Annotated in this window: 19 protein-coding genes; 12 read left to right on the top strand and 7 right to left on the bottom strand. The window is 73.9% G+C overall.

Annotation, left to right across the window (positions count from 1 at the left end):
- Position 1 precedes the first annotated feature (1 nt).
- On the bottom strand, positions 2–643 hold the full coding sequence (locus tag JOD48_RS08415; protein ID WP_204808536.1) for a TetR/AcrR family transcriptional regulator: 642 nt from the start codon (positions 641–643) through the stop codon (positions 2–4).
- Positions 644–754: 111 nt separating this feature from the next.
- Between JOD48_RS08415 and JOD48_RS08420 the strand changes: the two genes are divergently transcribed.
- The 3 genes from JOD48_RS08420 to JOD48_RS08430 are packed head-to-tail and all read left to right on the top strand — an operon-like array spanning position 755 to position 2,127.
- A complete protein-coding gene (locus JOD48_RS08420) occupies positions 755–1,165 on the top strand; it encodes a hypothetical protein (RefSeq protein ID WP_204808538.1) in 411 nt (136 codons plus the stop codon).
- Positions 1,166–1,213: 48 nt separating this feature from the next.
- Positions 1,214–1,579 carry an Imm51 family immunity protein gene (locus tag JOD48_RS08425; protein ID WP_204808540.1) on the top strand — a complete coding sequence of 122 codons (366 nt, stop codon included), beginning with the start codon at positions 1,214–1,216 and terminating at the stop codon, positions 1,577–1,579.
- Positions 1,580–1,587: 8 nt separating this feature from the next.
- On the top strand, positions 1,588–2,127 hold the full coding sequence (locus tag JOD48_RS08430) for an SMI1/KNR4 family protein (protein WP_204808541.1): 540 nt from the start codon (positions 1,588–1,590) through the stop codon (positions 2,125–2,127).
- Here JOD48_RS08430 and JOD48_RS08435 read toward each other — a convergent pair.
- The gene (locus JOD48_RS08435) at positions 2,124–3,059 is read right to left on the bottom strand and encodes an MBL fold metallo-hydrolase (protein WP_204808543.1); all 936 of its coding nucleotides are present in this window, start codon (positions 3,057–3,059) and stop codon (positions 2,124–2,126) included. The genes JOD48_RS08430 and JOD48_RS08435 overlap by 4 nt on opposite strands.
- Before the next feature lie 153 nt (positions 3,060–3,212).
- On the opposite strand from JOD48_RS08435, the gene JOD48_RS08440 reads away from it, so the two are divergent.
- Entirely contained in the window at positions 3,213–6,008 is a 2,796-nt protein-coding gene (locus JOD48_RS08440; protein ID WP_204808546.1) for an FtsK/SpoIIIE family DNA translocase, read from the top strand.
- Between the two features lie 64 nt (positions 6,009–6,072).
- On the opposite strand, the gene JOD48_RS08445 is transcribed toward JOD48_RS08440, so the two are convergent.
- The gene (locus JOD48_RS08445; RefSeq protein ID WP_307824046.1) at positions 6,073–7,380 is read right to left on the bottom strand and encodes a CapA family protein; all 1,308 of its coding nucleotides are present in this window, start codon (positions 7,378–7,380) and stop codon (positions 6,073–6,075) included.
- A gap of 137 nt (positions 7,381–7,517) precedes the next feature.
- Here JOD48_RS08445 and pgsA point away from each other — a divergent pair, with 137 nt between their 5' ends.
- From pgsA to JOD48_RS08460, 3 genes are all read left to right on the top strand, one after another.
- Entirely contained in the window at positions 7,518–8,117 is a 600-nt protein-coding gene (pgsA, locus tag JOD48_RS08450) for a CDP-diacylglycerol--glycerol-3-phosphate 3-phosphatidyltransferase (RefSeq protein WP_191790628.1), read from the top strand.
- A 10-nt stretch (positions 8,118–8,127) separates the two neighbouring features.
- Positions 8,128–8,619, top strand: a complete 492-nt coding sequence (locus JOD48_RS08455; RefSeq protein ID WP_372440706.1) for a CinA family protein — start codon at positions 8,128–8,130, stop codon at positions 8,617–8,619.
- 325 nt (positions 8,620–8,944) lie between these two features.
- A complete protein-coding gene (locus JOD48_RS08460; protein ID WP_191790629.1) occupies positions 8,945–9,292 on the top strand; it encodes a helix-turn-helix domain-containing protein in 348 nt (115 codons plus the stop codon).
- A gap of 10 nt (positions 9,293–9,302) precedes the next feature.
- On the opposite strand, the gene JOD48_RS08465 is transcribed toward JOD48_RS08460, so the two are convergent.
- A complete protein-coding gene (locus JOD48_RS08465) occupies positions 9,303–10,154 on the bottom strand; it encodes a DNA-formamidopyrimidine glycosylase family protein (protein WP_204808550.1) in 852 nt (283 codons plus the stop codon).
- A gap of 42 nt (positions 10,155–10,196) precedes the next feature.
- Positions 10,197–15,245 (bottom strand): Lhr family helicase, encoded by a 5,049-nt coding sequence (locus JOD48_RS08470; protein ID WP_204808552.1) that lies wholly within the window; start codon positions 15,243–15,245, stop codon positions 10,197–10,199.
- Positions 15,246–15,419: 174 nt separating this feature from the next.
- Between JOD48_RS08470 and JOD48_RS08475 the strand changes: the two genes are divergently transcribed.
- The 5 genes from JOD48_RS08475 (at position 15,420) to JOD48_RS08495 (ending at position 21,200) form a co-directional block, all read left to right on the top strand.
- Positions 15,420–15,653, top strand: a complete 234-nt coding sequence (locus JOD48_RS08475) for a DUF3046 domain-containing protein (protein WP_204808554.1) — start codon at positions 15,420–15,422, stop codon at positions 15,651–15,653.
- A gap of 152 nt (positions 15,654–15,805) precedes the next feature.
- Positions 15,806–17,959, top strand: a complete 2,154-nt coding sequence (locus tag JOD48_RS08480; RefSeq protein WP_204808556.1) for a phage holin family protein — start codon at positions 15,806–15,808, stop codon at positions 17,957–17,959.
- The gene (locus JOD48_RS08485) at positions 17,956–18,837 is read left to right on the top strand and encodes an MBL fold metallo-hydrolase (protein ID WP_307824047.1); all 882 of its coding nucleotides are present in this window, start codon (positions 17,956–17,958) and stop codon (positions 18,835–18,837) included. Before JOD48_RS08480 ends, JOD48_RS08485 begins: the two co-directional genes overlap by 4 nt.
- A 294-nt stretch (positions 18,838–19,131) precedes the next feature.
- Positions 19,132–20,229 carry a recombinase RecA gene (gene recA / locus JOD48_RS08490; RefSeq protein WP_204808558.1) on the top strand — a complete coding sequence of 366 codons (1,098 nt, stop codon included), beginning with the start codon at positions 19,132–19,134 and terminating at the stop codon, positions 20,227–20,229.
- A gap of 23 nt (positions 20,230–20,252) precedes the next feature.
- On the top strand, positions 20,253–21,200 hold the full coding sequence (locus JOD48_RS08495; protein ID WP_204808560.1) for a regulatory protein RecX: 948 nt from the start codon (positions 20,253–20,255) through the stop codon (positions 21,198–21,200).
- 126 nt (positions 21,201–21,326) lie between these two features.
- On the opposite strand, the gene JOD48_RS08500 is transcribed toward JOD48_RS08495, so the two are convergent.
- Together JOD48_RS08500 and JOD48_RS08505 are read right to left on the bottom strand one after the other, a co-directional pair.
- A complete protein-coding gene (locus JOD48_RS08500; protein ID WP_191790635.1) occupies positions 21,327–22,235 on the bottom strand; it encodes an amino acid ABC transporter permease in 909 nt (302 codons plus the stop codon).
- Positions 22,232–22,921 (bottom strand): amino acid ABC transporter permease, encoded by a 690-nt coding sequence (locus tag JOD48_RS08505; protein WP_030150550.1) that lies wholly within the window; start codon positions 22,919–22,921, stop codon positions 22,232–22,234. The genes JOD48_RS08500 and JOD48_RS08505 overlap by 4 nt, the downstream gene beginning before the upstream one ends.
- Positions 22,922–23,000: the final 79 nt, after the last annotated feature.

The raw sequence follows: 23,000 nt of genomic DNA on the forward strand, positions 1-23,000 counted from the left end.
GTCAGGGACCGGCGAGAGAGGGAGCCGCCCGCAGCAGCGGGGGCCCGACGGCGAGGATCGCCTGCTCGTAGCGTCTCGCCGAAGTCTCGGGACCGCCGGGCAGCAGCCCACCGAGCTCGAGGCTCACGAGTCCGTGGACGAGGCCCCACAGGACCAACGAGGCCTCCTCGGCGGCAGCCTGCAGGGCACGCCGGGGCAGCGGGGTGCTGCTGCCCTCTCGTGAGGCGGCCTCGAGCACCCGCGCCACCGCCTGCCGCAGGACGTCGAACGTCGGCTCGGCGACGGCCGGGATCGCGCTGCCGGCGGTTGCGGGGCCCTCGAACATCACGCGGTAGAAGTGGGGGTCTGCCAGCGCGCTGGTCCGGTAGGCGATGCCCAGGTTCAGGAGGTCCTCGGTGGGCGAGCCGGTCGTCGGTGCGGAACCCAGGTGCACCGCGAAGCGCCGGAAGCCCTCGATGCTCACCGCGGCGACCAGCTCCTCGCGGCTGCCGAAGAGCGCGTAGACCGCGGACGCGCTGGTCCCCGCAGCCTGCGCGACCCCACGGACCGTGACCGCCGACTCGCCGTGCTCGGAGATCTGCTGGGAGGCGACGTCGAGCAAGGACGCGCGCAGGGAGTCGTCGTGCAGTCGAGGTCTGGCCACGGGAAGGAGTCTAGATCTCTTGACGCAGGTTTGCGAACGGTGTTCTATAACAGTGTTCGTAAAGTGTTGTCGAATCTGCCGAGACCGCTCGGCCGACCAGGGGAGGCCCTCGTGCTCGAGCTCACCGACGCCGTCCGCATCACCGCCGGGATCGTGCTCCTGACGATCGTCGGGATCGAGTCCGGCGGGTTCTTCCTCGTCAGGGTCGTGACCGGCAAGGTCCCGGCCACGTCGTTCCAGACGTCCTTCTTCCGGGCCGGGCACGCGCACGCCGGGGTGCTCGTGATCCTGGGCCTGCTGTGCCTCGTGCTGAGCCAGGCGACCGGGCTCACGGGCTTCTTGAGCTGGCTCGCAGGGGTAGGCGTCCTCGTCGGGGCGATCCTGCTGCCCGGCGGCTTCTTCCTGTCCGCGACAGGCGCGGGGCGTGAGGCGCCCAACCGGTGGGTCGTGCTGCTGCCGGTCGGTGCCGGGTTCGTCGCCGCAGGGGTCGTGACGCTCGGGGTGGGTCTGCTGGTCGCGTAGGTCCTCGGTTCCGTGCTCGTGTGGGTGCGGGTCGCTAGCATCGCGGGCATGGCAACCTCAGCAGACTTCGCCGACCTCGCCCCGGTCCTGCTCGTGACCCACGACGCGAGCTCGAGCATCATCTACTCGCCCGGCGGGCCCGAGTACCTCCAGCACAAGGACGCGCTCGAGCGTCACGGCGTCGAGGGCTCGGGCTACGACTTCGCGGGAGCCCTCCAGGCGGTGCTCACCGACGAGTCGCCCGCGACTCTCGACGCCGTCGGGTTCGACCCCGAGGGCGGGATGCTGAGCGTCTACGGCACGGATCTCGACGCGCTCCTGGTCGCGGCCCGGCACCTGTCGCGGATCATCGCCGACGGCGCCGCCCTGGACGCCGCCCTCGCGCGGTCCGTCGCGCTCGGCCTCGACGACTGACGGTCCACGTGACCGACGCGCTCACGCTCACCGGGACGCCCGCCACCCGTGCCGTCGCGACGGATCTGCTGGACGGTTTCCGGTTCCCCGACGGGCAGGGCTTCCCGCCCTCGTACCGGCGGCTCGTTCTGCGGGCGGGGTTCTGCCGCCTGTTCGGTCTCTGGCTCGTGTACCCGCCGGCCTGCGACGGGTTCGCCGACGGCTGGCAGCACCGCGCCGCGCACCTCACCGACCGCTTCCGTGCGGTCTACCAGGACGGCGAGGCCGAGGGGTTCGAGTGGATGGTCGAGCCCGACGGGGACTGGTCGATCGCCCGGCGGCTCGTCGTCTTCGCGTTCAGCGAGAACGGCGACGCGCTGCTCTGGGACACCGCGTCACGGACCGGTGACGGCGAGCTCGCAGTCTGGTCCAGCACGGGCCTCGATGCCCTGACGTACCTCGGTCGGTCGCTGACGGAGGCGCTGCCCGGGTTGCGCGGGTCGAGCACACCGTTCGCGGAGCGAGCGGTCGCCGACCTCGAGTGCCTGACGCCCGCCCGTACCGCCTAGCGTGCACCGCGCAGGTGGTCGAGCTGCCTGCGGTGCTCGCCCACGACCCACTCACCCGTGACGCGGGGGTCGTCCGAGCCGTCAGGGCCGTCCGGGTCGCCGTCGGCAGCCGCCTCCAGGGCGTCCAGGTAGGCCCGGTCGGCGCCGAAGCGCTCCCAGATCGCGTCGCTGCCCGTGGCCACGTGCCCGTGGCCGGGGACGAGGGTGTGCACGCCGTGCTCGGAGACCGCGTGCTCGAGCGCGTCGAGGCCCGCACGGTACTCGACCACGGGGTCGGGGGACTCGAGGTCCAGCAGGGGCACCTCGACGTCCGAGAGCATGTCTCCCACCACGATCACCCCGGCGCCCGGCAGGACGAGCGCACCGTGGCCGGGCGCGTGCGCCTGGTGCTCGACCACGAGCACGGCCGGTCCGTCGCCGGCCGCCGGTGTCGCGCCGGGTAGCGCCGCGGTGCCCGACGCCGACGCGCGGCCCCGCCCGTCCGGCCACGGCAGGTGCAGCGCGTCCCGCGGGCCGGCCTCCAGGGAGTCACCTGTCCCGCTCGGGGGAATCGGCGTGAGGCGACCGAACAGCGTGAGGTCGTGCCCCGGCGCCTCGCGCTCGACCTTCACGAGGTCCTCGGCGAGGCTCCGCTCCTGGGCGCGCACCGCCGTCGGGCAGGCCCACCGCGGGACGTCGCCCAGCGAGCGGGACCACAGGACGTGGTCCCAGTGCGGGTGGGTCGAGAACCCCGCGGTGACACGCCAGCCGCGGCGGACGATCGCGGCCGCGAGGGACTCGACCTCGGCGACCGTGATGCCCGGGTCCACGACCAGGGCTCGCCCGTCCGGGCTGACGACCACGGTCGTGAGGCTCGTCCAGATCTCGGCCGTCGCGACGTGGACGCCGGCGGCGATCTCGTGCAGCTCTCGTAGCGGGGGAGGGGTGCTCATGTCCCGATCCTGCCCCCGTTCCGCCGCCCGTCGCGACCGCTCCCGCGGGAACGCGCCCCGCGGGCGGGGCGGACGGATGCCGGATTCGTCACAGGACACGCACCCTCGAGGTGCGGGTCCGGCCTGGCGTGCACAGGTACGGTGGTGCGTACTATGGCGACCCGGACGTCCACCTCGACGAAACGGCCCGCGACCTCCCGCAAGACCACCTCGCGTGGTACGACGGGCAGATCGGGGGGATCTTCGAGCGCGTCCCGCGCTCCGCGGGGCTCGTCGGCACGCAGACCGGTCGCTCGGCCTGCGCCGTGGCCCGTCCGCGCGGTGCGCGGTCTGTGGCTGGGGTGCGCGCACGCGATCGGCGCGGTCACCCGCAGCATCGGCAAGGGAGCAAGAGAGCTGGACCCCTCACATCGGCGCGACGGCGTCGCGTTCCTCCTCCTGGCGCTCGCCGTCATCGTCGCGGCGCGCGAGTGGTGGGGGATCGCGGGCGCGTTCGGCACCGCCGTCCATGCGGTCTCGGCGGGCGTCTTCGGCGTCGCCGCGGTCGCCCTGCCCGTCCTGCTCATCTGGCTCGCGGTCCGGATCATGCGGCACCCCGAGCGCACCCAGGCGAACTCGCGCGTCACGATCGGGCTCTCGTTCATCGTCGTCTCGGTCTGCTCCCTGGTGCACATCGCCGAGGACCTGCCGGCCCCGCGGGACGGCTTCGAGGCCGTCCAGGACGCGGGCGGGGTGATCGGGTACCTGTTCGCGACCCCGGTCCACACGGGGCTCACCGAGTGGTTCGCCGTGCCCCTCTTCCTGCTGCTGGGCTTCTTCGGGATCCTCGTGGTCACCGCGACGCCCGTGCACGCGATCCCGAGCCGCCTGCGCGGCATCTACGACCGCCTCACGGGCAACCACCGCGAGGGCGAGGACGGCCGCGGTCCCCAGGACGACGACGGCCTGCAGCTCGCCGACGGCGTCTCGCGCCACGACGGCACCGACGAGGCGCCGCGCAAGCGCCGCGCCGGACGAGCCCGCAAGACCAAGGCCGAGCGCGAGGCCGAGGCGGCCGAGCGCGAGCGGCTCGACGGCGGCTACGTCGGCGACGAGGCCTTCGAGCGCGCCGCGATGCTCGAGGCCGAGGAGGAGGCTGCTCGCAAGAGCGCCCGCGGTCGCCGCGGGGGACCGGTCGGCCCCCCGCCGCCGCCCGACACGCACGAGGACGCGGCCGACCTGCCGACGCAGGTCATCCCGTCCGTCGGTCGGACGGCCCCCTCGCCCAGCGCGCCCCCGCCGCCGCCCAACAACCCGGTGCCCCGCGGCGTCCAGCCCATGCTCGAGGGCGACACCGTCTACGTGCTGCCCTCCGAGGACGACCTGGTCAAGGGCGCCCCGCACAAGGTGCGCTCCGCGGCGAACGACCGCGTGGTCGAGTCGCTCACGCGCGTCTTCGAGCAGTTCGAGATCGACGCCAAGGTCACGGGCTTCACGCGCGGACCGACCGTGACCCGCTACGAGGTCGAGGTCGGCCCGGCCGTCAAGGTCGAGCGCATCACGAACCTGTCCAAGAACATCGCCTATGCGGTGGCCTCGGCCGACGTGCGCATCCTCTCGCCCATCCCCGGCAAGTCCGCGATCGGCATCGAGATCCCCAACACGGACCGCGAGACCGTGGTCCTGGGTGACGTGCTGCGGTCCTCCGTGGCGCGGCGCACCGAGCACCCGATGGTCATGGGCGTCGGCAAGGACGTCGAGGGCGGCTACGTCGTCGCGAACCTCGCCAAGATGCCGCACATCCTCGTCGCGGGAGCCACGGGCGCCGGCAAGTCGAGCTTCATCAACTCGATGATCGTCTCGATCCTCATGCGGGCCACGCCCGAGGAGGTGCGCATGGTCCTCGTGGACCCCAAGCGCGTCGAGCTCACGATCTACGAGGGCATCCCGCACCTCATCACGCCCATCATCACGAGCCCCAAGAAGGCCGCAGAGGCCCTCGAGTGGGTCGTGCGCGAGATGGACGCACGCTACGACGACCTCGCGATGTTCGGGTACAAGCACATCGACGACTTCAACACCGCGGTCCGGGCCGGGAAGGTCAAGCCGCTGCCGGGTTCGGAGCGCAAGATCGCGACGTACCCGTACCTGCTCGTGGTCGTCGACGAGCTCGCGGACCTCATGATGGTCGCCCCGCGAGACGTCGAGGCCTCGATCCAGCGCATCACGCAGCTCGCGCGCGCCGCGGGTATCCACCTGGTGCTCGCGACCCAGCGCCCTTCGGTCGACGTCGTGACCGGACTCATCAAGGCCAACGTGCCGTCGCGACTCGCGTTCGCGACGTCGTCGCTCGCGGACTCGCGCGTCGTCCTCGACCAGCCGGGGGCCGAGAAGCTCATCGGTCAGGGAGACGCGCTCTTCCTGCCCATGGGCGCCGCCAAGCCCATGCGTGTGCAGGGGGCGTGGGTCGCCGAGAGCGAGGTCCATGCGGTCGTCGAGCACGTCAAGTCACAGCTCAAGCCGTCCTACCGGACCGACGTCGCGGCATCGGCCGCGACCAAGAAGCAGGTCGACGAGGACATCGGCGACGACCTCGACCTGCTCCTGCAGGCCGCCGAGCTCGTCATCACCACGCAGTTCGGCTCGACCTCGATGCTGCAGCGCAAGCTGCGCGTCGGCTTCGCCAAGGCTGGGCGTCTCATGGACCTGCTCGAGTCGCGCGAGATCGTCGGCCCCTCCGAGGGTTCCAAGGCTCGCGAGGTCATGCTCACGGCCGAGGACCTGCCCGCGACGCTCGCGATGCTGCGTGGCGAGCCCGGTGCCGAGGTGTTCGACGGCGAGGCCGGGGGCGGGGAGCAGTCGGCGGGGAACGGCCGGGACTACTCCGACGGCGCGGACGGGCACATGCCTCCCGTGGCCCAGGAGTACCACGACGACGCCGGCGACGAGGCGGACTGGCGCGAGCGCTGAGCCGTGAGCGCGGACCTCGCCCGCGCCCGTCCCGGGGCCAGCGGCTGCGTACCGCGACCCGAGGTCAGGTCCCTGCCACCGGCGTCCCGTCGACGCCCCCCGCAGCCCGGGACGTGACGGTCGGTGGCGGCCCCGACGCGACCGGAGGAGCGACGCGCTCGGGGGCGGCGTCACCCACCGCAGCCCGGACCCGGTCGTAGCGAGCGGTGAGGTTGGCGGGGCTCAGGGTACGCGTGCCGTCGCTCGCGACGTCGGCCAGCGCCAGCACCGCGTGCCTGCCGAGCCGGTCGACCGTGATCGCCGTCCACTCGAAGCCGGTCACGCGGGCCGCGGCTCCCGCGGGCTGGGTGATGGTCGCGGTGACGAGCAGGCCCGAGTCGGTCCGCGCGTCGCAGCAGTCGCCGTCCTGGTTCGACACGTAGTTGCCGAGCCCGTACGCGACCCACATGCCCTGACCGTCGGGGCCACCGGGCAGCAGCGCGGTCGGCTGCGGGACGTGGGCGTGGTGCCCGAGCACCAGGTCCACCTCTCCCGAGGCGGCCAGGAACGTCGCGAGCCCGACCTGCTGGTCGGTCGGCGGGGTCGAGTACTCGACGCCCGAGTGCATGCTCACGATCACCAGGTCGGCTCCCGCCTCGCGGGCGGCCCGAGCGCGAGCGACGAGGTCGTCCTCGTCGAGGAGCGTGACGGACCACGGGGCCGAGGCAGGGACAGGCATGCCGTTGGTCCCGTACGTGCCGGCGAGGTGCGCCACGACGATCGACCGGCCCGCCCTCTCGAGCGTGTACAGGGCTGGAGCGGCGGCCTCCGCGGCGCTGCGTGCGGTGCCGACGTGCCCGAGTCCCGCGGCGTCGAGGGCGTCCAGCGTCGTGACCACGCCGCTCTCGCCCTGGTCCACGGAGTGGTTCGAGGCCGTGGAGCACCCGTCCCAGCCCTGCTCGCGCAGGTCGGTCGCGAGGTGCGCGTCCGCCGCGAACAGGGGGTAGCCGGTCGGTCGGACGCCGGGGGGCGTCAGGGGGACCTCGAGGTGGCACAGTGCGAGGTCGGCGCCACCGACCCAGGCGTCGGTACCGGCGAGGACGGTGCTGAAGTCGTACCCCGCGGCCGCGCGCGCCGACGTGTGGACGGGCAGGTGCGGCAGGACGTCACCCCCGGCGACGACCGTGAAGACGGCGTCGGGCTCCACGAGCGGTGCCGGCGGGACCTGCTCGGCCGTGACGACGAAGGGCGAGGGGAGTGCCTCGACCGGGCCTGCGCCGCCGGCGCCGAGGGCCAGCCCGCCCGCGACCACGACGGCCGCCGTCGCGAGCCCCACGGCGAGGAGCGCGACGAGGGGGCGGCTCTTTCCGCGGGCGCGCGCGTGACGTTTCACGGCGCCGAGAGTAGCGCCCCGGCGAGCGCCGAGCGGCATCCTCGAACCTCCGGACGGGAGGTCTGTCCGGTTGCGCCCGATCAGTCGGAATCTGGTCCTGGTCGGACGGGTGGGTGCACAGCGCCTACGCTTGTCGTGTGGTCACAGCCGTCCCGTCTCCCTGGAACTCCGCGAACGCGGTCACTCTCGCCCGGATCGCCGTGGTCCCCTTCTTCGCGTGGGCGCTGCTCGCCGACGGCGGGCACACGGTCACCTGGCGCCTGGTCGCGACGGCGCTGTTCGTCCTCGCCGCTGCGACCGACCGGGTCGACGGTTACCTGGCCAGGAAGTACGACCTGGTCACGGACCTGGGCAAGCTCCTCGACCCGATCGCCGACAAGCTGCTGATCGGGGCAGCGCTGGTGCTGCTCTCGGCGCTCGGCGACCTGCCCTGGTGGGTCACGATCGTCATCCTCGCTCGCGAGCTGGGGATCACGCTCATGCGGTTCGCGGTCCTGAAGTACACCGTGATGCCGGCCTCGCGGGGCGGCAAGCTCAAGACCGTCCTGCAGTCCGTCGCGATCTCGATCTTCCTGCTCCCGCTCGACCAGATGCCCGGCTGGATCACGGTGGTCGGCTGGGTCGTGCTCAGCGCGGCGCTGGTCGTCACGGTGGTGACGGGCGTCGAGTACGCGTACCAGGGGTGGCGCCTGCGTCGCGACGCGCTGCGTGCGGCGAAGACGGCCGGCCAGGACTGAGCCGGTATCCGTGGCGAGCGTGGACCTGACGCCTGCGGCCGACGCTGCGGACCTCCTGGACTCGCTCGCGTCGCGGGGCTGGACGCTCGCGGTCGCCGAGTCGCTGACCGGCGGGCTCGTCACGGCCTGCCTGGTGGCCGTCCCGGGGGCTTCCGCCGTGCTGCGGGGCGGCGTCACGGCGTACGCGACCGACCTCAAGAGGAGCGTCCTGGGGGTGGACGCGGACCTGCTCGCCGAACGGGGCGCCGTCGACCCGGAGGTCGCTCGGCAGATGGCGCAGGGGGCGCGGCATCTCCTGGGTGCGGACGTCGGGGTCGCGACGACCGGGGTGGCCGGACCGGACCCGCAGGACGGCAAGGCCCCCGGGCTCGTCTACGTGGCCGTGTCGTCGCCCGAGCAGACCGAGGTGAGAGGGCTGCACCTCGCGGGGGACAGGTCCGCGGTCCGCGAGGCCGCGGTCGCGCAGGTGATCGAGCTCGCGCGACGCGTCGTCGCCGGGTGATCTCTGCGAGGTGCTGCGGCCGTCCGGACTTGCCCCGGGCTGGTCCGGACGAGGGCAAGCGCTGGTGAGTACGTGGAGAGTTCGTGAACTCCCGGCAAGGCCGTGGACGTCTCGCCGGTGCGGGAACAACGCTGGGAGGAAGCGCGTTGAACAGCACGTGATCGCCAAGAGGCCATTCAACAGATCAGCGCATGAGACAACCCCGGGTGCGGGGTACGGTAGGACGATCCCCACGCGAGGGGCGCGGGGAACGACAGGTCAGCGAACCACCACCGGAGCCAGGCAGGCTCCGACGGTCGCACGGGACACGGAAGGGGGCCGCCAGATGATTGTTCTTCGACGAGAGATCGGGGACGTGCTGCGAGACGCTCGCCAGCGACAGGGCCGCACCCTGCGAGAGGTGTCCTCGGCTGCACGCGTCTCCCTGGGATACCTCAGCGAGGTCGAGCGCGGCCAGAAGGAAGCGTCGTCCGAGCTCCTGGGCTCGATCTGCGAGGCGCTCGACATCCCCATGTCGATCGTGCTCCGTGAGGTCAGCGACCGGGTCGCCGTGGCCGAGGGTCTCATGATCCCGGACACGATCCCCGCGGACTTCGCCACGAGCCTCATGGGCCGCGGTGCTGCGGCAGAGAGCGCGCGACGCATGCGGGAGGACCTCCAGCCGGTCGGCTGACCGGGGGGCCTCAGGGCTTCTGACAGGTCGGACACCAGAAGATCGGTCGCTCGAACGGCGCCTCGTTCGCCCGAGCGACAGCGACGGGCGTGCCACATCGGTGGCACGCCCGTCGTGCTCTGCCGTGGACGTGGCGCCGCACGGTGCCCACGCCCTCCGCGACGCTGCGGAGCATGAGCCCTCGGGTCGTGCGCAGCAGGGCCTCCAGGTCGTGGTCGGAGACGTCGTCCACCGGGGTCCAGGGCCACATCCCCTGCGCGAACAGCCCCTCGGCCGTGTAGATGGTGCCGAGGCCCGAGACCCCCCTCTGGTCGAGCAGGGCGTCGGCGATCGGCAGCGGCCGGGCAGCGGCGACCCGCGGCCTGCCGCCGCCCACCGTGACCTGCGCGGGGAACCCGCCCTCGGCCGCCGCCGCACGGAGGCGGTCCAGTGCGAGCCGCACGCCCGTCGAGGGGGCCGTGAGGAAGTCCTCCGCGAGGATGTCGGGGCCCAGGTGTCCCAGGAGCAGGTGCTCGTCGCGCGTGCGCACGACGTCGAGCATCCCGAGGCGCTCGCCCACGCACGTCCAGATCTCGTTCCCGAGGACGGCCCGCACGTCGCTTCCCCGAGCGGCCGCAGCGGCCGACCCGGTGCGGGCGATCCGCCACTGCCCTTCCATCCGCAGGTGCGTGTGCAGGGTCGTGCCGTCGTCGAGGCGCGTGAGGAGGTGCTTGGCATAGGCCAGCACCTCGGTCACCGTCCTGCCCGTCAGGTCGGTCCCGCCCGCCTCGGCCCAGCGCAGCTCGGCGCGGTCCAGCACCCGCCCGCTCAGCGCCGCGTCGAGGCGCTGAGCCGTGACCCGGACGACGTCGCCCTCAGGCACGGAGACCTCCCGTCCCGCGCGTGCGCGCGCCAGCCACGGACCTCATGCGCGCAGCCCCCGCGGCGTGGGCCGGAACCCCGCCTCCAGGAGCGCGGCGGTGACCCCGAACGCTCGCGACGCGGTGCTGCCTGCTCCCGCCAGGGCGTCGATCCCGTCGATCCGCCCGATCACCATCTTCCCGAGCAACCCGGCCCGCGAGGCGCGGGCGAGCTCGGCGCACGCCAGCGTGAGCCGACGGGCCGAGGACTCCGAGTCGTCGCCGAACGAGATGAGCGACCGTCCGCCGCGCTCGACGTACAGCACCAGGTCCCCGCCCACGAGCACGACGACGGAGCCCACCTTGCGTCCCGGGCGGTGCGTCGCCCGCGGGGCGGCTCGGGCCGTGCCCGCGGCGGGGGCGGACACGACGGCCGTCGCGGTCGTCGCGCTCGCCGGCGCGGCGGTGGTCAGCGCAGGCGCCCTGCTCGCGGCGCCGGGCGAGCCCGGCACCCCGACACCGATCGGGGGCCCGCCCCCGGGTTCGTGCGGTACGCGGGGCTCGGGCCACGGCAGGGCTGCGCCGTACGGGTTGGCGGGGTCGGTCGCAGCGAGCAGCAGCGCGGCGAGCTCGCGGCGCCCGGGCGACTCCTCGGCGTGCTCGCGGTCCTGTGCGTCGGTGCGGAGCTGGTCGACCGCACCCGGCAGCGCGAACTGCGACCCGCCGAGGTGCTCGACGAAGTACCCGCGCCGGACCGTGCCCGTGGCCTCGAGCTCCGAGAGCACGCGGTAGACGCCGCGGAAGTAGTTGGTGACGCCCTCTGAGGGGGCCGCGCCCCGGGTCAGGACGCCGTGGCGGTCGAGCAGCACCCGGGTCAGGGCGTGCGTGCGGCGCGTGGGGTCCGGCTCGCGGGCCGGCAGGGCAGACCAGCGCCCGGAGCCACCGCGCAGGTCGCTCTCGCCACGGGCCGCCCCGTTCGTCCCCGCCCCGAGCGAGGCGAACCGTCCCCTGGCCAACGGGCGGGCGCGGACGGGCGCACGGGGTGCGCGGTGCGCGCCACCCCCGGGGCCGAGGCGGCTGCGCAGGGCACCGAGACCGTCGTTGGTGACCCACCCCGCCCACACGAGGTCCCACAGGGCCTCGAGCGTCGCCGCCTGAGATGCCCCTGCCAGCTCGGCGATGCGCGGCAGGAAGAACCCTCCCGAGCCGGTCAGCAGGTCGACGACGGCCCGGTGCAGGTCGCTGTCGAGCGGGCCGTCCTCCTCGAGCGGTGACGCGTCGGGGAGGGTGAGGGGCGCGGCGTCCGCGAGGTGCAGGCTCACGAGCCCGTCCTTGCCGCCGGGCAGCGACGAGTGCCCGCACCACAGGACCTCGCCCGTGGTGGTCAGCTCGTCGAGCAGCGCGGGCGAGTAGTCCGTGACGCGCGAGGGCAGGACGAGCGTCTCGAGGGCCGAGGCGGGGACCGCCGCCCCGGAGAGCTGCTCGACGACACGCAGCAGCCCGTCGGTGCCCCGCAACGTGCCGATCCCGTGCCAGCGCGGCAGGAAGACGCCCAGCGCCTCGGGAGCGACGGGCTCGACCTCGGCCCGCAGCGCTGCGAGCGACCGACGCCGCAGGGTCCGCAGCACCTCGGCGTCGCACCACTCCTCTCCCGTGCCGCCCAGCGACTCGGGGCGCAGCCGACCGCACACGAGCACGCGCGCGGCCTCGAGGCGGCGCAGCACGCCGGTGGCCACGGCCACCCCGATCCCGAACCGGGCTGCGACCTCGTGCGCCGAGAACGGGCCGTGCGTGCGGGCGTGGCGTCGCACCAGGTCGCCCAGCGGGTCGGGGACGGGCTCGGTGAACACCTCGGGGATCCCCGTGGGCAGGGCGACGCCCAGCGCGTCCCGGAGCCGCCCGGCATCCTCGACCACGGCCCACTGCTGCGCGGCGTCGTCGGGCACGCCGGCCAGACGCACCCCGATCACCCTGCGCGCCCTTTCCAGGGCCGCGAGCCATCCGGGCACCTCCTCGCGCACCTCCTCGCGCGTGCGGCGGCCCACCTCTGCGGCGGGCAGCGGACCCAGGCGGCGCAGCAGGTCCCAGACGTCCTCCGCGTGCCGCGCCTGGCGGCCCGGCACCAGGGCGCCGAGCTCGGCCTCGGTCCGCTCGACCGACTCCGGGTCCAGCAGGTCCGCGAGCTGCGAGGCCCCGCCCTCGGTGCCGAGCAGCTCGGCGAGCAGGGTCGGGTCGAGGGACAGCGCGGCCGCGCGGCGCTCGGCGAGGGGAGCGTCGCCGTCGTACAGGAACTGGGCCGTGTACCCGAACAGCAGGGACTGCGCGAAGGGGGACGGGGTGGGGGTCGTGACGTCGACCAGCCGGACCCGGCCCGCGGCCAGGTCCCGCATGAGGTCGGTCAGCGCGGCGACGTCGAAGTCGTCCTGGAGGCACTCGCGCGCGGCTTCCAGGACGATCGGGAACTCGGGGTACTCGCTCGCGACCGAGAGCAGCTGCGCCGAGCGCTGCCGCTGCTGCCACAGCGGCTGACGCTTGTCGGGGCGACGCCGGGGGAGCAGCAGAGCTCGTGCCGCGGCCTCGCGGAAGCGCGCCGCGAACATGATCGACCCCCCGAGCTCCGCGCGGACCTCGTCGAGGACCTCCTCCGGGGCGAGCAGCAGGTCCTCCGCCGTGACGACGGGCGACCCGGCGCCACCCGGCCCGGCAGCGCCGCCGGGGTCGTCGCCCCAGCCGCCGTCGCCCACGTCCGGCAGCCGGAGCACGATCCCGTCGTCGGAGTGCATCGCAGCGGCGTCCAGGCCGTAGCGGTCGCGCAGCCGCGCGCCCAGGACCAGCGCCCACGGCGCATGGACCTTGGCGCCGTAGGGCGAGTGGATGACGACGCGCCAGTCGCCCAGCTCGTCGCGGAAGCGCTCGACGACGACCGTCCGGTCGTCGGGCACGCGCCCCGTGGCCTCGCGCTGGCCGGCGAGGTAGGCCATGAGGTTGTCGGTGGCCCAGGCGTCGAGTCCTGCGTCGCGCAGGCGCTCCGCGAGGGGCCCGTCGGTCGCGGCCAACGTCTCGAGCTCGCGCACCCAGGCACCGACCGCCCGGCCGAGCTCGGCCGGGCGGCCGGGTGAGTCGCCCTTCCAGAAGGGCAGGCGTCCGGGGGCGCCCGGGGCGGGGGTCACGAGCACACGGTCCGGGGTGATGTCCTCGATGCGCCACGTGCTCGACCCGAGCGTGAACGTGTCGCCCACGCGCGACTCGTAGACCATCTCCTCGTCGAGCTCGCCCACGCGCCGCCCACCCCGCGCCCGGGAGCCCGTCGCGGCGCCCCCGGGCGGGTCGCCGACCACGCCGGCCGCGTCCTCGGGCCCCGCGGTCGTGGACGGGTCCGTCGCGAGGAAGACCCCGTACAGGCCCCGGTCCGGGATCGTCCCGCCGCTCGTGACCGCCAGTCGCAAGGCCCCAGGCCGTCCGCTGAGGACGCCCGACGTCCGGTCCCACACGATCCGTGCGCGCAGCTCGCCGAAGTCCTCGCTCGGGTAGCGGCCCGCGAGCATGTCCAGCACGGCGTGCAGCGTCGCGTCGCCCAGCGCACCGTACGGTGCGCTGCGCCGCACGAGCGCCGCAAGGTCCGCGACGGTCCAGTCGTCGAGCGCGACCATCGCGACGACCTGCTGCGCCAGCACGTCGAGCGGGTTGGACAGCACGTGCAGGTGCTCGATCTGCCCGGTCCGCATGCGGTCCGCGATGACGGCCGAGGGCACCAGGTCGCCCCGGAAGGTCGGGAACACCACGCCGTGCGACACCGCGCCCACCTGGTGCCCCGCTCGCCCGATGCGCTGGAGCCCGCTCGCGACCGACGGCGGGGCGCCGACCTGGACCACGAGGTCCACCGCGCCCATGTCGATGCCCAGCTCGAGGGACGACGTCGCGACCACCGCGGGCAGACGCCCGTCCTTGAGCTCGGTCTCGGTGCGGGTGCGCTCCGCCCGGCTCATGGAGCCGTGGTGGGCCCGGGCGATCACGGGGTCCGTGCCCGCGCTCGCGCCCGACTGGGCCAGGACCTGCGCGGGCTGGAGCGTCCCGACGTCGGGCACGTCCTCGCCCTGCCGCTCGGCCCAGACCTCGTTCATGCGGGCCGTGAGGCGCTCGGCCCCGCGCCGGGAGTTGGTGAAGACGAGGGTCGAGCGGTGCTCGGCCACGAGGTCGACCACGCGCTCCTCGACGTGCGGCCACACCGAGGGGCGCGGCGGACGGGCCGTGGCCGGACCCGAGAGGTCGGGCTCGCCGTCGGGCAGGGGCGCGAGGTCCTCGGGGCCCGCTGCCCTGGCCGGCACCGGGGCGCTGCGCAGGTCGGCCAGGTCCGGGACGGGCACGACGATGTCGACCTCGATCCTCTTCTCCGAGGGCGGCTGCACGACGACGACCTCCCGCCCCTGGTCCTCCGGGCGGCGGTGCCCCGCGAGGAACGTCGCGACGGCCTCGACCGGCCGGACCGTCGCGGACAGGCCCACGCGCTGCGCGGGCACGGGGAGCAGGGCGTCGAGGCGTTCGAGGGAGACCGCCAGGTGCGCCCCGCGCTTGGTCCCGGCCACGGCGTGGATCTCGTCGACGATGACGGTCTGCACGCCCGCCAGGCCCGCGCGCGCCTGGGACGTCAGGACCAGGAACAGCGACTCGGGCGTCGTGATGAGGATGTCCGGGGGAGCGACCCCGAAGCGGCGCCGCTCGCTCGCCGGCGTGTCGCCCGTGCGGGTGCCGACCACGACGTCCGGGACCGTGGTGCCGAGCCGCACGGCGGCCTGCCGGATGCCTGCGAGCGGCGAGCGCAGGTTGCGCTCGACGTCCGCGGCCAGCGCCTTGAGGGGCGAGACGTAGAGGATCTTGCAGCGGTGCGCGGGGTCCGCAGGCGCCTCGTCCGCGGGAGGGGAGAGCAGCCTGTCGAGCGACCACAGGAAGGCCGCGAGGGTCTTGCCCGATCCCGTCGGGGCCACGACGAGCGCGTGCCGGTCGCTCCCGATCGCCTCCCACGCGCCGGCCTGCGCGGCTGTCGGACGCTCGAACGCGCCCTCGAACCAGGCGCGGGTCGGAGCGCTGAAACCGGCGAGAGGGTCGGGGGTCGTCACCCCGCCATTGTGGGCGCTGCCACCCACAACCGCTCCCTGCCCGGCACGCACGCGGCGCCGACCCCGGGTCGGCCGGGCACGGAGGTCTCGTCGACCGGTCGACCTCGGGGTCGACGGCGGTGGGCGAGGCACCGTGATGACGGGCGAGGTCCCGGGACGTGGCAGGCTGTCCCCGTGCGGTATCGAGAGTTCTGGCAGCTGGTGGACGAGGTCTTCGGATCGGCCTACGGTCGCGCCCTGACCCGGGACCAGGTGCTCAACGCCCTGGACGACCGGACGGCGGTCCAGGCCCTCGAGGACGGCGTCGAGCCGCGCTACGTGTGGCACGCGCTGTGCGACGCGTTGGAGGTGCCGGACTCGCAGCGGTGGGGTACCGACAAGAACCGGCAGGCGCCGCCCGCGCGGTAGGTGCGTCGGGCCGTGGTCGGGAGGTGTGCTGCCAGGAACCGGCAGGCGCCGCCCGCGCGGTAGGTGCGTCGGGCCGTGGTCGGGAGGTGTGCTGCCAGGAACCGGCAGGCGCCGCCCGCGCGGTAGGTGCGTCCGCGCGGCATCATGGCCGCATGAGGCACCGTCTCCCGTTCTCCGTGCACGACCTGACGGGGGCTCTCTGGTCGCTCGTGTCGACGACGGCGGGCCTGGCGCTCGCGATCTGGATCGTCCCCGGGGTGCGGATCACCTCGTGGTGGTCGGTGTTCCTCGCGGCGTTCGTGGTCGGTGTCGGCGACGTGCTCCTGCGACCGCTGTGGCGTGTCGTCGCGGGTCGTGCCGGCGTGCTGGGGGCGCTGGTGTCGGGGCTGGCCGGTCAGGTGCTCGTGGCGTGGCTCGCCCTGACGTATCTTCCTGGCTTCGAGACCGACGACTGGGGCGCTGTGGTGGCGGTGCTGGTCCTGGCGGCGTTCTTCATGGCTGTCGGCCGGTGGGCGATCGGTGCGAGCGACAACGAGTACGTGATCGACCACCTGCTCCGGCGCGCGCGCCGTGCACAGCGTGCCGCGGCGCGTCGAGCACGTCCTAGTGCCGGCGCGACGACCGACGGGCGCGCGTCCGGGCCCACCGACGGCCTGGCGGGCGGGCCGGGTGCACCGCGCGCGGGACTCCTGGTCGTCCAGCTCGACGGCGTCGCGCGCGAGACGTTCGACCACGCGGTCCAGGCGGGGCTGGCGCCGAACCTCGCACGCTGGCTCGGTTCCGGCTCCCACGTGCTCGAGTCGTGGTGGGCGCGCGTCCCGTCGACGACGCCGGCGAGCCAGGCAGGCCTGCTGCACGGGACGAGCGAGCACGTGCCGGCGTTCCGCTGGTGGGACCGCGCGCAGGGGCGTCTGGTCGTGACGAACCGGCCGGCGGACGCGGCCCAGGTCGAGGCGCTCATGAGCGACGGGCGGGGGCTGCTCGCGGACGGCGGGGTCGCGGTCTCGACCATGTTCTCGGGCGACGCCTCGACGAACCTGCTCGTCATGAGCCGGGCGGGTGCGGGCCTGGGGCCGGGGCAGCTCTTCGTGCACTTCTTCTCGAGCCCGTTCGTCCTGGTCCGGGCCCTCGTGGCGACGGTGGGGGAGTTCTTCAAGGAGCTCTACCAGGGGTGGCAGCAGGCCGTGCGCGACGTCGTGCCGCGCGTCTCGCGCCTGGGGGCCTACCCGGTCCTGCGTGCGGTCTCGAACGTCGTCCTGCGTGACCTCAACACCTCGCTCGTCGCCGAGCAGCTCGTGCGCGGGGCGCCCGTGGTGTTCGTCGACCTCGTCGACTACGACGAGATCGCGCATCACGCGGGGCCGCTTCGCCCCGAGGCGATGCGGGCGCTCGAGGGGCTCGACCGGGTCGTGGGCCTGTGGGAGCAGGTCGCGCAGGTCGCTCCGCGCCGCTACGAGATCGTCGTGCTGTCCGACCACGGCCAGTCGCTCGGCGCGACGTTCGAGCAGGTCGTGGGGCGTTCGTTCCTCGACGAGGTGCGCCGCCTCATGGCGGTCGTCCCCGCTCCGGGCGGGCGGCGCCGTCGGGCGGCCGGGGTGCGGTCGCCCGCCTCGGCGGACTCCGAGGCCTGGGGAGCGGTCAACACCGCGCTCAACGCGCTCGGGCGGGGTGGCGCCGAGGATGCGAGGGGCGGTCGCGTCATGGTCGGCCCCGACCGCGAGCCCGAGCCTGCGGGGCAGGGCGACCTGCCCGAGGTCGCGGTCGTCGGCTCGGGGAACCTCGGCCTCGTGTGGTTCCCGCGTTCGCCGGCGCGGCTCGTGGGCGACGAGATCCGGGCGCGCTGGCCCGCGCTCGTGCCGGGTCTGGTCGCGAACCCGGCCGTGGGGGTCGTCGTCGTGCAGGAGAGCGGTCCCGTGCAGGGCGAGGTGCCCGACGTCGTCGCGTACGGCCCGGCGGGCAGCCACCACCTGGTCACGGGTGAGGTCCTCGGGCAGGACCCGCTCGCCCGGTACGGGCCGCGGGCCGCGCCCGACCTGCTGCGGGCGGCCTCGCTCGAGCACGCGGGGGACCTGCTGCTGGTCTCGAGCGTCGACGACGCAGGGCTGGTCCATGCGTTCGAGGGCCTCGTCGGGTCGCACGGCGGCCTGGGTGGTGCCCAGAACGAGGCCATGCTGCTGTACCCCGCCAGCCTGCGCGTCGCGGATCGCGCGCGGGAGGACGTGGGCGGGATCCGCATGCTCGTGGGTGCCGAGGCCGTGCACGGCGCGCTCGTCGGGTGGCTGCGGGAGCTGGGGGTCAGGACGTGACGGGGGTCGCGCCCGGGCTGCGGGTCACGTGGCTCGGGCACTCGAGCGTCGTGCTCGACGTCGCGACGCCCGACGGGGACGTGCGCATCGTGACCGACCCCCTGCTCCGGCGCCACGCCGGGCTGCTGCGCCGGCGCGGCGTACGACCCGCCGAGGTGTGGCGCGGCGCCGACGCGGTGCTCCTCTCGCACCTGCACCACGACCACGCGGAGCTCGGCTCGCTGCGCCTCCTGGGCGACGCCCCGATCTTGACGGCGCCCGCGAACGCGCGCTGGCTGCGTGCGAAGGGGCTCCCCGGCGTGGGCCTCGGCGCGGGTCCAGAGCACGACGAGCGGCCCCTCGTGGGTCCCGTGCCGGGCCGCCCCCGAGGCCCCCTGCCGGTCGCCGCGGGCGGGGAGCACGGCACGTGGCACGACGTCGGGGCGCACGTCCGCGTCCACCTCACGCCTGCTGTGCACGGGCACCGGCCCATGCCGCACCGGCCCAACGCCGCGGTGGGGCACCTGGTGCAGACGGACCGCTGGACCCTGTGGGCCGTGGGCGACACCGAGGCCTACCCGGGCATGGCGCACCTGCCGGCGCTCGCGGGCGGGCAGGTCGACGTCGCGCTCGTGCCCGTGGCGGGCTGGGGGCCGCGGCTGTCGGGCGGGCACCTGGGGCCGGCCGAGGCCGCGCGCGTGTGCGCGGCCGTCGGGGTACGTGTCGCGATCCCCGTGCACTGGGGCACCCTGCACACGCCGGGTGGGCAGAACCTGCCGCGCGGCTGGATGGACCACGCGGGGGCGGCGTTCGCCGCGGCGGTGCACCGGTGGGCTCCCGGGACGCGGGCGGTCGTGCTGCGGCCGGGGGAGTCGTGGGAGGGATCGTGGGAGGGATAGGCGCGGGTCGCGGGGTGGGCGCCCGGGCCTGGTCGTCGGGACGGCGAGGAGGGCGAGGGCAGCGAGGGCAGCGAGAGCGCGGCACGGGCGTCGGCGACACGCCGCACCGCGAGGGTTCTCTCGAACAGGTGTTCGGGTAGAGTTGTGCACAGCACGAGCTGACCGTCCGTCGTCCACAGGCAGGACCAGGGGGACGGTGGGTGTCAGTGGCGGCACGTACCGTCGGGACACGACACAGGCTTCCTGAACACACTCTCGGCACGGTTCCGTGCCCCGCACGCAAAGGTGAGCGACATGCCCGCACCCGCAGACCGCGAGAAGGCGCTCGAAGCCGCCCTCGCCCAGATCGACCGCAACTTCGGCAAGGGCTCGGTGATGCGCCTCGGCGAGGAGGGGCGTGCGCCCGTCGAGGTGATCCCCACCGGGTCGATCGCCCTGGACATCGCGCTCGGCATCGGCGGACTCCCGCGCGGTCGCGTCGTGGAGATCTACGGCCCCGAGTCCAGCGGCAAGACGACCGTCGCCCTGCACGCCGTCGCGAGCGCGCAGCGAGCCGGTGGTATCGCGGCGTTCATCGACGCCGAGCACGCGCTGGACCCCGAGTACGCGAAGAAGCTGGGCGTCGACACCGACGCGCTGCTCGTCTCGCAGCCGGACACGGGTGAGCAGGCCCTCGAGATCACGGACATGCTGATCCGCTCGGGCGCCATCGACATCATCGTCATCGACTCGGTCGCGGCCCTGGTGCCCAAGGCCGAGATCGAGGGGGAGATGGGTGACAGCCACGTCGGGCTCCAGGCGCGCCTCATGTCGCAGGCGCTGCGCAAGCTCACCGGAGCCCTGAGCCAGTCCGGCACCACCGCGATCTTCATCAACCAGCTCCGCGAGAAGATCGGCGTGTTCTTCGGCACGCCCGAGACCACGACCGGTGGCAAGGCGCTCAAGTTCTACGCGTCGATCCGCCTCGACATCCGCCGCATCGAGACGCTCAAGGAAGGTACCGACGCCGTCGGTAACCGCACGCGCGTCAAGGTCGTCAAGAACAAGATGGCCCCGCCCTTCAAGCAGGCCGAGTTCGACATCCTGTACGGCGTCGGCATCTCCCGCGAGGGTGGCCTGATCGACATGGGCGTCGAGCACGGCTTCGTGCGCAAGTCCGGGTCCTGGTTCACCTACGGTGGGGACCAGCTCGGCCAGGGCAAGGAGAACGCGCGCTCGTTCCTGCGCGACAACCCGGACCTCGCCAACGAGCTCGAGAAGCGCATCAAGGAGAAGCTCGGCGTGGGGGCCAAGGTCGACGCGCCTGCGGACCCCGCAGCCGCCGACGCACCGGCAGTGCCCGCAGCCCCGGCGGCGGCTCCGGCCGGTAAGGGCAAGAAGGCCGTCCTCTGATCGTCGACGACCCGCTGGACCGCATGCCCGAGTGGGCGCGTCCCCTTCCCGGTGAGGAGGGGGACGCGCCCGTCGGTGCTTCCGGCGCAGGGGCTGGGGGACGTGGTGCGGAGGGGAGCCCGTCGCCTGCGCGCAGTGCACGATCGCGCCGAACGGACGGCGGCCGTCCCGTCGGCGACGAGGGCGCGTCGGCTGCGTCCGGGTCCGGGGCGAGCCGGCTCGGCGCGGGCGGCTCCTCGCGGTCGCGGGACGGGAACGGCGGGTCGTCGGGGCGTGGTGGGTTCGGGCAGCGCAGCTCGTCCGGCTTCGGCAGCAGCGGGCTGAGCGGCGGGTTCGGCTCGACGTCCTCGCAACGGAGCACGGGCGGGGGGCGCCGCAAGGACTACTCGGGGGAGCGCAAGGAGCGCAAGCCACGGCCCACGGTCGGAGACCGCATCGAGTCGGGGGCGCTCGCCGGGGCCGAGCTCACCGAGCACGCGCGCGAGGCGATCCTGCGGACGCTGACCGCAGCCCCCAAGAGCAGGCGCCAGCTCATGGACGCCATGACCCGCAAGGGCTACCCGCCCGAGGTCCTCGAACCGATCCTCGAACGCTTCGAGGAGGTCGGCCTCGTCGACGACGCCGAGTACGCCGGGATGATCGTCCGTACCCGGCACAACGAGCGTGGGCTCTCACGCCGCGCCATCGCCCAGGAGCTGCGGCGCAAGGGCATCGACGACGACACCGCGACCGGCGCCCTCGACCAGGTCGACGAGGACGACGAGGCCGACGCCGCCCGCGACCTGGTGCGCCGGCGTCTCGCTCGCACGACCGGGCTCGACCGCGACGTCCGCACCCGACGTATCGTCGGGATGCTCGCCCGGAAGGGGTACAGCCCTTCGCTCGCGCTCGGTCTGATCCGTGAGGAGCTGGCCCGCGAGGGAGAGTCGTCGGACGAGGACGAGCCCTTCGGCGGGTTCGACGACCTCTGAGGGTGAGCGCCGTCGTCGGGCCGCTTCCCTGAGCGCTGGGACCGAGCACACGCCCTGACGCGAGCCAGCCGTCCCGGCCCGTGGTGGGCCGCGACGGCTGGCTCGCGTTCGCGCCGGGGCGGGCGCCTACTTCGGTGCAGACGGGACGACGGGAGCCGTGCCCACCGGGGCCGCACCGCGCGCCCCGACCGCGAGGCCAGGGGTCGCCGCCCGGACGGGCCCTGCGGTACGCCCCTTGAGGCGACGCGCGAGGATCTCGGCGACCTTCGACAGGACGTAGTTGATCGTGATGAACAGGATCGCCGCGACGAGCAGCGACTGGAGGATGTTGCCGTAGGCCGATCCCAGCCGGCGCGACTCCTGGAGCAGCTCGGTGTACGTGATGATGTAGCCCAGCGCGGTGTCCTTGAGGACCACGACGAGCTGGGAGACGAGCGCCGGGAGCATCGCGATCAGCGCCTGCGGCACCTCGACCGACCGGAGCGACTGGCCCCGCGTGAGGCCGACCGCGAGAGCCGCCTCGCGCTGGCCCGTGGGCAGCCCGTACACGCCCGAGCGGACCAGCTCCGCGACCACCGAGCCGTTGTAGAGGATCAGGGCGATCACGACAGCCCAGAAGGGGGCGTCGGGCACCGTGAGCTGGGCCAGGAAGAGCCAGAAGAAGATCATCATGAGCAGCACCGGGACGGCGCGGAAGAACTCGACGACCAGCCCCGCGAGCCATCGGACGAGCCGGACCGACGAGAGCCGCCCGATGCCGAACAGCAGGCCGAAGACGATCGCCCCCACGATCGCCACGCCCGCGGCGCGCAGGGTGTCGACGAGGCCCGGGAGATAGAAGTTCTCCCACGCGTCGGCCGTGAAGATCGGCTGCCACTTCTCGGCGGTCAGCTGTCCCTCACGACCCAGCAGGACCAGGGCGTAGGCCGCGATCCCCGCGACCACGACCGCGCCGACCACGTTGCCGACCACGATGGTCCGGCGCCCCCGGGGGCCCGGGGCGTCGAACAGGACCGTCTGCTGCTGCGCGCTCATCGCTTCACCGCCAGGCGGCGGGACAGTGCCGTCGTCGCGAGGCCCACCGGGATCACGAGGATCACGTAGCCGATCGCGAACGTCAGGAAGATCGCGATGATGACGTCGGAGTCGAACTCGATCATGGTCTTCATGAGGCTGGAGGTCTCCGTCGCGACACCGGCCGCGGCGGCCACGGTCGAGTTCTTGATGAGGGCGATGAGCACGTTGCCGAGCGGGGCGACCGACCCGCGGAACGCCTGCGGCAGGATGACGATCCGCGCGGCGGGCAGGAACGACAGGCCGATCGCGCGCGCCGCCTCGGCCTGACCGATCGGCACGGTGTTCACGCCCGAGCGGATCGCCTCGCACACGAACGCCGCGTGGTAAACCGCCAGGCCGAGCACGGCGAAGCGGAAGAAGTTCGACGGGAAGTCGTCGGCGAGCTGGATCTTGAGCTGACCCCAGACCCCGAGGGTCAGGAAGACCATGATGATCGTCAGCGGGGTGTTGCGGAACAGCGTGACGTACGTGGCGCCTGCCCACTGCAGGCTCGGGATCGGGGAGATCCGCATGAGCGCGAGCACCGTGCCGATGACGAGCGCGAGGATCGCCGCCCAGAACGTGAGCTGGATGTTGACCCAGAACGCGCCCAGCACGTCGTAGGACTCGAAGAGTCGCAGGAACTGAGAGAGGTAGTCACCCACTACGGGTCACCCTTCGCGAGGTGCGGCGCGTGCGCCGCACGGGACCGGACAGGGACGGGTGCCGGGCCGGGCCCGCGCC

This window comes from Oerskovia paurometabola (assembly GCF_016907365.1).
In the GTDB taxonomy this organism is placed as follows: domain Bacteria; phylum Actinomycetota; class Actinomycetes; order Actinomycetales; family Cellulomonadaceae; genus Oerskovia; species Oerskovia paurometabola.